Source organism: Ruegeria sp. AI2 (assembly GCF_056541275.1).
The window spans coordinates 47,345-58,386 of record NZ_JBQFYB010000005.1; the positions used below are offsets into that span (position 1 = coordinate 47,345).

17 protein-coding genes are annotated in these 11,042 nt (G+C 59.4%); 9 read left to right on the forward strand and 8 right to left on the reverse strand.

Annotated features, from left to right (window positions below; genetic code table 11):
* Positions 1 to 73 precede the first annotated feature (73 nt).
* From ACR0LL_RS11690 to ACR0LL_RS11705, 4 genes are all read left to right on the forward strand, one after another.
* Positions 74 to 559, forward strand: a complete 486-nt coding sequence (locus ACR0LL_RS11690; protein ID WP_480586831.1) for a redoxin family protein — start codon at positions 74 to 76, stop codon at positions 557 to 559.
* Positions 560 to 662: 103 nt separating this feature from the next.
* Positions 663 to 908 carry a glycine zipper 2TM domain-containing protein gene (locus ACR0LL_RS11695; RefSeq protein WP_209598444.1) on the forward strand — a complete coding sequence of 82 codons (246 nt, stop codon included), beginning with the start codon at positions 663 to 665 and terminating at the stop codon, positions 906 to 908.
* A 10-nt stretch (positions 909 to 918) separates the two neighbouring features.
* Positions 919 to 1,266 carry an EF-hand domain-containing protein gene (locus ACR0LL_RS11700; protein WP_480586834.1) on the forward strand — a complete coding sequence of 116 codons (348 nt, stop codon included), beginning with the start codon at positions 919 to 921 and terminating at the stop codon, positions 1,264 to 1,266.
* A 15-nt stretch (positions 1,267 to 1,281) separates the two neighbouring features.
* Positions 1,282 to 1,593 carry a hypothetical protein gene (locus ACR0LL_RS11705; RefSeq protein WP_480538291.1) on the forward strand — a complete coding sequence of 104 codons (312 nt, stop codon included), beginning with the start codon at positions 1,282 to 1,284 and terminating at the stop codon, positions 1,591 to 1,593.
* On the opposite strand, the gene ACR0LL_RS11710 is transcribed toward ACR0LL_RS11705, so the two are convergent.
* Genes ACR0LL_RS11710 through ACR0LL_RS11725 form a run of 4 tightly spaced genes read right to left on the reverse strand, consistent with a single transcriptional unit; the run spans position 1,590 to position 4,332 of the window.
* Positions 1,590 to 1,883 (reverse strand): 4a-hydroxytetrahydrobiopterin dehydratase, encoded by a 294-nt coding sequence (locus ACR0LL_RS11710; protein ID WP_209505128.1) that lies wholly within the window; start codon positions 1,881 to 1,883, stop codon positions 1,590 to 1,592. The genes ACR0LL_RS11705 and ACR0LL_RS11710 overlap by 4 nt on opposite strands.
* On the reverse strand, positions 1,880 to 3,067 hold the full coding sequence (locus ACR0LL_RS11715; protein ID WP_480586836.1) for a GNAT family N-acetyltransferase: 1,188 nt from the start codon (positions 3,065 to 3,067) through the stop codon (positions 1,880 to 1,882). Before ACR0LL_RS11715 ends, ACR0LL_RS11710 begins: the two co-directional genes overlap by 4 nt.
* 45 nt (positions 3,068 to 3,112) lie before the next feature.
* Positions 3,113 to 3,880, reverse strand: a complete 768-nt coding sequence (locus ACR0LL_RS11720; RefSeq protein WP_480586839.1) for a glycerophosphodiester phosphodiesterase family protein — start codon at positions 3,878 to 3,880, stop codon at positions 3,113 to 3,115.
* Positions 3,877 to 4,332: a RidA family protein gene (locus tag ACR0LL_RS11725; RefSeq protein ID WP_480586841.1), complete on the reverse strand. Its 456-nt coding sequence runs from the start codon at positions 4,330 to 4,332 to the stop codon at positions 3,877 to 3,879. Before ACR0LL_RS11725 ends, ACR0LL_RS11720 begins: the two co-directional genes overlap by 4 nt.
* Before the next feature lie 350 nt (positions 4,333 to 4,682).
* On the opposite strand from ACR0LL_RS11725, the gene ACR0LL_RS11730 reads away from it, so the two are divergent.
* The gene (locus ACR0LL_RS11730; protein ID WP_480587081.1) at positions 4,683 to 5,453 is read left to right on the forward strand and encodes an MlaA family lipoprotein; all 771 of its coding nucleotides are present in this window, start codon (positions 4,683 to 4,685) and stop codon (positions 5,451 to 5,453) included.
* On the forward strand, positions 5,443 to 6,042 hold the full coding sequence (locus tag ACR0LL_RS11735) for an MlaC/ttg2D family ABC transporter substrate-binding protein (RefSeq protein ID WP_267364620.1): 600 nt from the start codon (positions 5,443 to 5,445) through the stop codon (positions 6,040 to 6,042). The genes ACR0LL_RS11730 and ACR0LL_RS11735 overlap by 11 nt, the downstream gene beginning before the upstream one ends.
* A 101-nt stretch (positions 6,043 to 6,143) precedes the next feature.
* On the opposite strand, the gene fliP is transcribed toward ACR0LL_RS11735, so the two are convergent.
* From fliP to fliF, 4 genes are read right to left on the reverse strand one after another with little or no spacing between them, the layout of a single operon-like run.
* Positions 6,144 to 6,875, reverse strand: coding sequence for a flagellar type III secretion system pore protein FliP (fliP, locus tag ACR0LL_RS11740; protein WP_480586844.1), 732 nt, complete (start codon positions 6,873 to 6,875; stop codon positions 6,144 to 6,146).
* Entirely contained in the window at positions 6,875 to 7,162 is a 288-nt protein-coding gene (locus tag ACR0LL_RS11745) for a FliM/FliN family flagellar motor C-terminal domain-containing protein (protein WP_267364617.1), read from the reverse strand. Before ACR0LL_RS11745 ends, fliP begins: the two co-directional genes overlap by 1 nt.
* On the reverse strand, positions 7,155 to 7,751 hold the full coding sequence (locus ACR0LL_RS11750; RefSeq protein WP_480586847.1) for a FliH/SctL family protein: 597 nt from the start codon (positions 7,749 to 7,751) through the stop codon (positions 7,155 to 7,157). Before ACR0LL_RS11750 ends, ACR0LL_RS11745 begins: the two co-directional genes overlap by 8 nt.
* Positions 7,751 to 9,334 carry a flagellar basal-body MS-ring/collar protein FliF gene (gene fliF / locus ACR0LL_RS11755; protein ID WP_480586850.1) on the reverse strand — a complete coding sequence of 528 codons (1,584 nt, stop codon included), beginning with the start codon at positions 9,332 to 9,334 and terminating at the stop codon, positions 7,751 to 7,753. Before fliF ends, ACR0LL_RS11750 begins: the two co-directional genes overlap by 1 nt.
* Before the next feature lie 118 nt (positions 9,335 to 9,452).
* Here fliF and ACR0LL_RS11760 point away from each other — a divergent pair, with 118 nt between their 5' ends.
* Genes ACR0LL_RS11760 through ACR0LL_RS11770 form a run of 3 tightly spaced genes read left to right on the forward strand, consistent with a single transcriptional unit; the run spans position 9,453 to position 11,023 of the window.
* Positions 9,453 to 9,950, forward strand: a complete 498-nt coding sequence (locus ACR0LL_RS11760; protein ID WP_480586853.1) for a flagellar basal body-associated FliL family protein — start codon at positions 9,453 to 9,455, stop codon at positions 9,948 to 9,950.
* Positions 9,951 to 9,959: 9 nt separating this feature from the next.
* A complete protein-coding gene (locus ACR0LL_RS11765; RefSeq protein ID WP_480586856.1) occupies positions 9,960 to 10,442 on the forward strand; it encodes a DUF6468 domain-containing protein in 483 nt (160 codons plus the stop codon).
* Positions 10,439 to 11,023, forward strand: coding sequence for a MotE family protein (locus ACR0LL_RS11770; protein WP_480586859.1), 585 nt, complete (start codon positions 10,439 to 10,441; stop codon positions 11,021 to 11,023). Before ACR0LL_RS11765 ends, ACR0LL_RS11770 begins: the two co-directional genes overlap by 4 nt.
* The last annotated feature ends 19 nt before the right edge of the window (positions 11,024 to 11,042 follow it).

The window sequence follows — 11,042 nt, forward strand, 5'->3', positions numbered from 1 at the left end:
TGGTCACCGTGTTCAGACCACCTATATTGCGGCTAAGCCCATTTCTGCAAATCCAAACGACAGGAGCTGAATAATGATTTCAACAGGAGATACCCTGCCCGAAGCAACGCTGATCCAGATGGGTGCGAACGGGCCGGAAGAGGTGCGGATTTCAGACAAGACCAAAGGCCGCAAGGTGGTGATCTTTGCCGTGCCGGGGGCCTATACCGGCACCTGCACGACCGCCCATGTGCCCAGTTTTATCCGCACGAAGAAACAGTTTGATGCCAAGGGTGTGGACGAGATCCTGTGCCTTTCGGTCAATGATCCGTTTGTGATGCAGGCGTGGGGGCAATCCACGGGTGCGACCGAGGCAGGGCTGACCATGGTATCGGATGCGGCGGCAGAGTTCACCAAGGCCATCGGCATGGATTTCGATGCGCCGCCCGTGGGGCTTTTCACGCGGTCCAAGCGATATGCAATGCTGGTCGAGGATGGCAAGGTCACGGTGCTGAATATGGAAGAAAACCCCGGCGCCTGCGAAATTTCCGCCGGAGAAGGCCTGCTGGATGTGATCTGATTTTGATCTGCCCCGGTCCGACCGGGGCCTTTCGCCGCCAATTTAACTTGAAGCACCGCCCCAGAGCGCGAATACTTGGCGTATTCATACGGGGAGTTTTTTCATGAAACTTAACGCGTTCTACCTATTACTGTCCGGCGCGGCCCTTTTGGCGGCCTGCGGACCGGCCCCGACCCCGCAACAGCAAGCCGCACGCCAGCACGAAATCGCCTGTCTGGGCGGAACGTTGGGCGGGGCGCTGATCGGGGGTGCAATCGGCAACCAGTTTGGTGGCGGATCGGGCAAGACGATCCTGACCGCAGCGGGCGCTGCCGCTGGCGGCATCGAAGGTCAGAGATTCGCGTGCTGAGGAGGTCGATATGAAACAGTTAAGCCTGGTGATATTCATGGTGGCTTTGGCCGGTTCGGGTCACGCCGAAAGCGTGGCTGAGCTGCACGAAAACGAGTTGAGGGCCATCGACGCCAACAATGACGGGTTCCTGTCCAAAGACGAGTTCGATGCTTTCTCGGATTACGCCTTTCAGACGATGGACGAAGACAGGAACGGCACTCTGGGTCAGGCCGAGGCCAAACCGTTCATGGACATCAAACTGTTCCGCAACGCTGACCGAAACGGCGACAATGTAATCTCAAGACCTGAATTTGACACCCAGATGGGCGAGGATTTCCTGTCTGCCGATCAGGACAGGAATGGTCAGCTTGATTAATGGCAGGAGCATGAGATGAACAAATGGCTCGGTTTGACAGCGCTGGCGCTGGTTGCGGCCTGTGACGTGCCGCAGGCCCCGTTGGTGACAGGCCCGGACGGACAGGCCCGCATTCAGATCAACCTGTCTGGCCTGACCTGCTATGAAACCAAGTGTTTGGATATCAACCCGGCCGCGCGCAGTGTGCGCCAGATCGGAAACAAGACCACGGGTATTCCAAGGGCGATTGACGTCAGCGACGGCACTGTCACGCCTGCCGAGTTCCGGCAGATGGGCACTGCCGCATCGCTGGCTGGCGGTGAAGGGTCAGGCCGCAACGACCGCTAGCACAGACTGTCCATCTTGCGGGCCAGTTTGGCATCCAGCGAGGACAGGCCGCCCACATCATGGGTGGACAAGACAACCTCGACCGTGCGGTAGACATTGAACCATTCGGGGTGATGGTTCCACTTCTCGGCCCAGATTGCCACCTGTGTCATCCAGCCGAAGGCATGGACGAAATTGTCGAAAATGAAAGTCTTGGTGATCGCATCGCGGCCTTCAACCATGGTCCAACCGTTTTTGAACAGCGGATCCAGCAGCGGGCCACGGGTTTCGGTCGACAAGAGTTCGGTCATTGCTGTTCCTCCGGGTTCGATTTCCTGAACGGGCCGTAATCCGTCAGAACCTCGATCTCTTCTTCCACTGCGTGGCCTTCGGCGTCCAGATATTTCTTGACCGCATCAGCAAAACCCGGATCGCCGACCCAATGCAAGCTATGCGTGCGTGTTGGCAGGTACCCTCGCGCCAGCTTATGTTCGCCCTGTGCGCCTGCCTCGACCCGGGCCAGACCGTGAGCAATGGCAAAGTCGATTGCCCTATAATAGCACAGTTCGAAATGCAGGCAGGGATGATGTTCGATGCAACCCCAATAGCGCCCAAAAAGGGTTTCCCGGCCGATAAAGTTCAACGCACCCGCAATGGGAAAGCCATTCCGTTCTGCCATCACAAGGGCCATGTCATCTGCCATTGTGTCCTGTGCAATATCAAAGAACTTCCGCGTCAGGTAGGGTGAGCCCCATTTGCGCGATCCGGTGTCCTGATAGAACCGCCAGAACGCGTCCCAGTGTTCGGGGCGCAGCTGGTCACCGGTCAGAGTGCGGATCTCGCCGCCAAACCCACAGGCCTGCGCGCGTTCTTTCCGGATAGTTTTGCGCTTGCGCGACGACAACGCGCTCAGGAAGTCGTCGAAATCTGAATAGTTATCGTTCAGCCAGTGAAACTGCTGCGATCGGCGCAGCATCAGGCCCATCTGTTCGCCAGCAAGGGCTTCGTCTTCGGTACAGAAGGTCGCGTGAAGGGACGAGACCCGGTTGTCAGCTGCAAGCTGCACCGCCCCCTGAACCAGCGCCGACGTTCCGATCCGCTCATAGCCCGGACGCACCAGAAACCGCCGCCCGGTTGCCGGGGTGAACGGCACCGCGATTTGCAGCTTGGGGTAATACCGCCCGCCCGCGCTTTCATAGGCATGGGCCCAGCTGTGATCGAAGATATATTCACCCTGGCTGTGCGATTTGGCATACATCGGGGCTGCCGCGATCAGCATCCCGTCAAGATAGGCGGTCAGGTATTGCGGCTGCCAGCCGGTACCCCGCCCGACCGAGCCGCTGTCTTCCAGCGCAAGCAAAAAGCGATGCGTGGTAAAGGGATCAAGCGGCCGCCCGCCATCGGCAGCTTCGGGGCAGGCGCAGGCATCCCACTCTGCCTCTGAAATCTGCGACAGAGCGCCCAGTACCTGAATCTCGATCTGTGCCTGATCCATATGTCCTCCGCGCCTGTCCTTTATCTGTGACCGCACGGAGGGGGTTCAAGTCGAATACGCGGCCAAATAGCCTTCGAAGGTCACATTGTCGGCAACCTTGCGGGCTTCTGCCTCTTGTTCGGGCGACCGGATTGTCCAACACAGGATCGGCACGCCCCGCGCCTTGAGTTCCGCCACGCGGGGGCGCGACAGGTCTGCGGCTTCGTGGCTGATGAAACTGGCGCCGACACGGTCGAAATCCGGGATATCGCGCAGGTGATCGCAGACGCTTTGCGGCAAAAGCTCGACACTGGGTTCATAGGCGCAGGTCGTGATCCCGCGCGGCAGATGCGGCGCCAGCCGCGCCAGTTCAGCGACCGAGTTGGGATTGAAGGACATCAGCGCCACCGGGCCTTTGTAGCCCTGCAACGCGCGCACGGTGTCGCGTTCAAGCGCGCCCACATTCGTGCCCATCGCCCCGTCCTGATCCTTTAATTCGATCAGCAACGGCACCCGGCCCGCGACAATGTCCAGCACATCATCCAGTGTCGGAATGCCGTCATCCCCATGCAGAAGCGGCGTGCCAGAGGCGGCAAGTGCCGTGACCTGCTGAATGGGCCCCGACTGCCCGGTCAGGCGGGTCATGTCATAATCGTGAAAGACCATTGCCTGGTCATCCGATGTCAGCTGAAGATCGATCTCGATCCCGTATCCAGCTTCAATCGCAGCACGAATGGCCGCCCGGCTGTTTTCCGGGCGGTTCTTGGTAATGTCATGCAGCGCCCGATGCGCAATCGGGGCCTGCAAAAACACATCTGGTAGGGGCGGCGTCATTCGATTTCGAAGATGCCTTCGATCTCGACCGTAACACCCAGCGGAAGCGACGCCGCGCTGACGGCGGAACGCGAGTGGCGACCGGCATCGCCCAGCGCCTCGACCAGAAAATCGGACGCGCCGTTGATTACCTGGGGCTGTGCCGTGAAATCAGCGGTCGAGTTCACGAATCCGGTCAGTTTGATCACGCGGACCAGCTTTTCGATATCTCCGCCGCAGGCCGCCTTGACCTGTGCCAGCAGGTTGATCGCGCAGACACGCGCCGCAGCAGCCCCGGCTTCGACATCCAAGTCATCGCCCAGTTTACCGGTAATCAGCTTATCAGTCTTCGAGATCTGGCCGGATACATACAGGATATTGCCGACACGCACGAAAGGCACATAGTTAGCCGCAGGCGCGGGCGCTTCTTCCAGCGTTACACCGAGGCTTTCAAGTTTGGCAGCGATGCTCATTGCGAGGGTCCTTCCCTAAATTCAACTCTGCGGGACGCTAACCGGGAAGCACGGATTGGGAAAGACGGAAACCGGCAAATTTCGGCCTTCCTGCGATCTGAGCGTATCTTTACTGAAAATTCACTGTTGATCGACGGTCACTTTACCCCACCGTGATGAACAGGTTACACGCAAGGTGTTTCATTTAAGACCTGAAACGACTATGTGACTGCAACTTGTGCCGCCCCGGCACGTGGATTTTGGTGGATTATTGATTGAATGTCCGGCAGGCGCATGTGCCGGGCCATTTAGGAGAGACAAAGATCGTGTCGAGCAGATTTCGCCTGAAACACCTTGTTTTACTGTCGCTCATGGCCGTTGTGTCCGCCTGTGCAACCACGCCACCCGAGGGTGCCTCGCGCACTGACGTGTTTGATCCGTATGAAAATGCGAACCGGGGAATTCACAAGTTCAATCTGGGTGTTGACCGGTTTCTGTTCCGGCCGGCCTCGAAAGGCTATGTCAAAATCGTTCCTGACCCGATGGTCACCAGTTTCAGCACTTTTGCCGAAAACATCTCACTGCCCGGTCAGGCTGTTGACTACCTGCTTCAGGGCAACCCGAAACAGATGGGCAACGCCCTGCTGCGCTTTGTGATCAACATGACCGTAGGTGGCTTTGGCCTGTCTTCGCCCGCTGATGAGCTGAACCTGCCACCGGTGGACACGGATTTCGGTGAGACCCTGCATGTCTGGGGAGTGGGTGAAGGCGCTTATATCGAGCTGCCATTCTATGGCCCGTCAACCCAAAGGGATGCAATTGGGGTTGTGGTCAACCTGTTCTCGAACCCGATCAATTTCAGCCCGACCCGACCCGCCGACAACCTTGGCGTCTACGCCGAAATCGTGCGGCGCATGGGGGATCGGGGCCGGTTCTCAGATACTGTCGATTCCATTCTTTACGAAAGTGCCGACAGCTATGCGCAGGCTCGCCTGATCTATCTGCAAAACCGCCGCTTCGAACTGGCAGGAGATGACGAAGACGCCTATCTGGACTTGTATTCTGACCCCTATGCCGAAACCGGGACGGACCCGGTCAGGGACCCCTATCTTGACCCCTACGAGGACCCCTATGCTGAATAACGCGCTGAACCGTCGTCATTTTATCGCAGCCGGACTTGCGCTGGCAGTGCTGCCCGTACCTGCCTTTTCCCAGACCGAGGCCGCCGCCAAGGCGCTTGTGACCAGCGTGGTTACCGACATCAACCGGGTGATCGAGTCGGGCAAGTCCGAAAAAGCGATGCTGCGCGATTTCGAAAAGATCTTCGCTCAATATGCCGACGTGCCGATCATGGCGCGCTATGCGCTGGGTGCGGATGCCCGCTCAGCCAGCCCGACCCAGCTGAAACAGTTCACCGCTGCCTTTCAGGGTTATATCTCGCGCAAATACGGCCGCCGTTTCCGCGAGTTCATCGGCGGTGAGGTCGATGTTCGCAATGCCCGCAAGATCAAGGCCGGGTTCGAGGTTCGCACGATGGTCAAGCTGCGCGGATCAGCCCCGTTCGATGTGACGTTCCTTGTTTCCGACAAATCCGGCCGCGACAAGTTCTACAACATGTTCATCGAAGGCGTGAATCTGTTGCTGACCGAACGCACCGAGATTGGCGCAATGCTGGATGCCCGCAAAGGCAACCTGAATCAGCTGATCACGGACCTGAAAAAGACGGGTTAAGCCGTTTCCGGCGCAAATGAGCTCGGAAAACGCGTTTTCTGTGCAAATCTGAAGGGCCAGGCTTGTCTGGCCCTTTTTCGTGAGGGTCCCTTTGGAGAGATCTAGGGCATATAGCTGCGCACCAGCGCGCCTGCGATCAAGGCCCACCCGTCAGCGATCACGAAAAACGCCAGCTTGAACGGCAAAGACACAATAGCAGGTGGCACCATCATCATGCCCATCGACATCAATACCGCCGCAACCACAAGATCGATGATCAGAAAGGGCAGGAAGATCAGGAACCCGATCTGAAAAGCACGCGCGATCTCGGACAGCATGAAAGAGGGCATCAACACCGATAACGGGGCCTGGGCGGACAGCTCGATCGCGTCACCGCCGGGGCGCAGGGCCGCCATTGCATAAAACGTATCTGAATCCAGCCGGTTGGCCATGAAGGCGCGAAACGGCTCTAACGCGCGTTCCAGCGCGGGCTCGACCGCCATGGTTTCTTCCATCATCGGGCGTATTCCTGCGGTCCAGGCCTCGGTGAACACCGGGTCCATGATGAAATAGGTCAGAAACAGCGCAAGACTGACCAAAAGCATATTCGGCGGCGATTGCTGCAGGCCGACACCCTGCCGCAGGATCGACAGAACGGTGATCAAAAACGGGAAACAGGTGATCATGATCGCCAGACCCGGAGCAACGCTGAGCACCGTGATCAACAGGATCAGCTGGATGGTGCGGGCCGAGATCGAACCGCCTTCGCCCAGCGACAGGGTCACATCCTGAGCCGCCGCCATTGACGGCAGTGACACCACTACAGCCAGACCCAGCCAGATCACATAGCGCATCAGCCGATTCCGTTTTGCAGATCCGCAATCTCGGTCAGGCGCACGGCCAGTTGCCCCGCCTGATCGCCCTCCATCTCCTCAAGCACCCCGCGTGCCACCAGCTGATCCCCGACATACAGGTCGACCGGGTCCTCGATCCGCTTGTCCAGGGTCAGAACCGCGTTCTCACCCATGTTCAGCAAGTCCCGGATCAACGGGCGGGCGCGGCCAACCGAAACGGTCACTTCAATCGGAACCGTTTCGAAAGGATTGGGTTTTTCGGTTTTCGGGAACTGGGTGTCATTCATTGGACAAAGCCTTTCTTGCCTCAAATACGTATGCGTCAAATGCCTGTGCAATGGTGGACAGCAGGGCCGCGCAATCAATCTCACGCCGGCTTGTGCCGACCTGCAATCGCGCCTGTCCGGGGGCCAGGTCAGGGTCTTCGATGACGCGCGGTGCGGAGTTCAGGGTCTGCGGCAGCAGGGATTGCACGGCTTGCGCGCACCTTTCCGGCACCATGATCTGCATCGGTTGTTCGATTTCGACGCGCGCCATCTCGCAAAGCTGTTCGACGATCCGGGCGGCCAACCCGCGTTCGACCATGTCAGGCAATACGGTCTGAACCAGGCTTTCGAACATCGGTTCCAGAGACAATGTCATCCGGTTAAGCGCCTCGTGATAGGTGAAGGACATATCCTCAAGCGAACCCGCCAGTTCAGCCGAAACGCGGCCGCGGTTCTGTTCCTGCGCCTGCGCGGCATCCTCCCAACCGGCGCCGTACCCGCTTTCGAACGCGGCAAGGCGTTGTTCCTCAAGCGCTTCCTCGTCCAGAAACAGAACGGCTCCGGCGCTGGTTCGGGTGGTGAAATCCTCAAGCAGATGAGCGATGGACATCACACGCGCTCCTCACCTTCTTCAAGCCAACTGCGCAGGATCTCGACCGTTTCTTCCTGTTTGTCGCCGATCATTGCGCGCAACCGATCAACCGGGTCCCCGATGGCACTGACTCCAAGCACGGGAACGGTCCCTTGTTGGGGCAGCGGCGTGAACTCTGCCGTTCCGTCCGCCGCGATTTCACCGGTCAGGACCGACGGGGGCGGAGCCCCCCCCTCCGCAGCTGGCAACAGCGCCGGGACCATCGCAGGTTTCATCAGGATCGGACGGATCACGAACAACGCCAGCACCAGCGACACCAGCGCCAACGCTGCCATCTGGATCAGTGACATGGCGTCCAGATGGATGTTTTGCCAAAGCGAAGAGGAAACCAGCGTGCCTTGTGGCGAGACCGTTGGTAAATCCAGCGATTTCAGAGTGATGACATCCCCGCGCGCGGCGTCAAATCCCACAGCCGAGGCCACCAGCTCTTCAAGTGCGTCGAGTTCCGTCTGCGGCAGCGGTGTGAAGGATTCAGCGCCCGAGGCATCCACCGCCCGCGTTCCGTTGACCAGAACGGCAACCGTAAGGCGTTTGATCGCACCGGGGGCGGTGTGCACCTCCAGCTCGGTTTCGGAAACCTCGTAATTCACCCTCTCACGTGTCTGGGTCGCGGTCGAATTCGATTCGTCCCCCCCCGCGCCATCGCCGTCGGGCAGGTTTGAGGCCACGGTGACATCGGCTGACTGGTTGCGCGCGCTGTCGGAGCGTTCCTCGACATCTGTACTGATCGCCACCCTGCCCTTGGGGTCAAAGCGCCGCTCACGCAGGGATTCTGTCCTGGTTTCAGTATCGACAGAAACCTCGACAACGGCATTTCCCGTACCAACGCGTGCTTCGACCAGACGCAGAACCCGTTCCCGCAACTGCCGGGCTTTGTCATCTGCCGTATCGGCGGCCACGGCGGTGTCCTGCCCGCCAATCACGGACCCGTTCGAATCGATCACTGTCACGCTTTCAGGTGACAGACCACTAACGGCCGAGGCGACAAGAAACCGGATAGCCTTGGCCTGATCGCCGGAGATCTCGCCCCCCGAGGGCACCAGATAGACCGAAGCCGTCGGTGCGACGCTGCGCTGAAACGGATTGGCAGAGCCATTGGCGATATGAACGCGGGCCTGGCTGACATGCGGGCTGCCCACGATTGTGCGCGCCAGTTCACCCTCTTTCGCGCGCCAGTAGGCGGCATCAAACATCTGGGAAGTGGTGCCGAAACCGTTCAGCGAATCAAGCAGTTCGTAGCCCTTGGTGCCGTTGGCAGGCAGGCCTTCGCTGGCCAAAGTCATCCGCAGCTCGTCCCGCTGTGCGCCCGAGACGTAAATTGATCCGCCCCGAATCTCGTAGGCCACGCCACGCTGATCCAGCGCGCGCACGATATCCCCGGCGGCCCCGCTTTCCAGACCCGCGTAAAGCAGGGTCATCGACGGCGCTGTCGCAAGGCGCGACATTCCGAGGATCCCCAGAAACACCAGCACAACCGCACCGGCAACGACGATTTGTTTACGCCTGTCCAAACTTGCCCAGACAGTTCCGATCTGCTGCACGCTCACCTCCGACTCGCCGACATTCTGCCCCGCGCATCCTCTGTTTGGACGATTGCCCTTAACAATCGGTTAGTCCCTGCAAGGTTATGACAGGACAGATCACAGGAATGAGGACGTCATGACCGACGCAACGGCTGAACAGGCGGAAACCCCGGAAAAGAAGGGGAAAAAAGGAATGATCGTCGGGGTGATTCTGGCCATCGCCGGTGCCGCCGGTGGGTATTTCCTGACCTCGTCCGGGCTGCTGCCGCTGGGGAACAAGGCCGAGAAGGCGGAAAGCCATGACTTGGAAAAGGAAGAACCGGCCAAGGCATTGGCGGATGTTGCCTTTCTCGATTTGCCGCCGGTGATCGTTTCGGTGAATTCCGGCGGCGCGCGGCATCTGAAGTTTCACGCACAGCTTGAGGTTAACGCCCCGTACATGACTGACGTGGAAAAAATGCGACCGCGAATCATGGATGTCCTGAACGGGTATCTGCGGGCCGTCGAACTAAAAGATCTTGAAGATTCACTGGCGTTGATGCGCATCCGGGGCCACCTGCTGCGCCGCATCGAGATTGTCGTTGGCGAAGGTCGCGTGCGCGATGTGCTGGTGGTGGAATTTGTTCTGAACTAGGAGGCGAAATTGGAGCTGATTGCGGATATTTTGCTGGTCGCCGGCGCCATGGGTGCGGGTCTGTATTGTTTTGTGCTGTCGCGCCGTCTCAAGCGTTTTGCTGATCTTGAAAAGGGCGTTGGCGGCGCGGTGGCGGTGCTGTCGACCCAGGCGGAAGAGCTGCGGAGATCACTGGATGATGCGCGCAATGCCTCTGATCAGTCGGGCGATCAGCTTAGGGCACTGACGGCGCGTGCCGAAACGGTGGCACAGCGGCTGGAACTCATGATGGCGTCAATGCACGACGTCGTGCCCGAAAAAGACGCTGACCCCCAACCCGAGGCAGAGGTTTCAGCGACAAGCACCACCACCGAAGTTCCGGAGAGCGTGAAGCACGAAGGCAAACCCGAGCCGAAGGCCAGCGAAGCCGCTACGCCCGAAGAACAGACACGCGCACCTGAGGGGCTGATGTTCTTCCGGCATGACCGCAAGCAAGGCGAGGCGCAGGCATGAGCCGCCCGCGGATCAACACTCCCAACGTGCGGTCCCGTGGAGGTGTGCTTGCCGTGATCTCATTGCTGATGATCGGCTCGGCCACCATTCGCATCGGGCTGGAAGCCGGACCCGCCTTTGCCAAACCAGCCAAACCTGAGGCGGAACACGATGAACCCGCCCCGTCCGACACCCGTGACATGCAGGTTCTGCTGACCGAGCTTCTGCGCCGGGAAGAGCGTGTCAAACAAAAGGAAGACATGCTGCGCGAGCAGGAAAACGCTTTGGAAATCGCGGGTCAAGCTATCGAGATGCGCATGGCCGCGCTTGAGGAGGCCGAAGAGGCGTTGCGCACCACTCTGGCGCTGTCGGACAGGGCGGCGGAAAACGACCTGACGCGCCTGACCGATGTCTATCAGAACATGAAGCCGAAAGACGCGGCCGCGCTGTTCGAAACCATGGACCCGACCTTTGCCGCCGGGTTTCTGTCACGCATGTCACCGGATGCGGCAGCCGGGGTTCTGGCGGGGCTCAGCCCCGAAACGGCCTATACGATCAGCGTTGTCATGGCGGGTCGAAACGCCTCGACCCCGCAGGAATAGCTGCCCGTGTTCCCCGCGA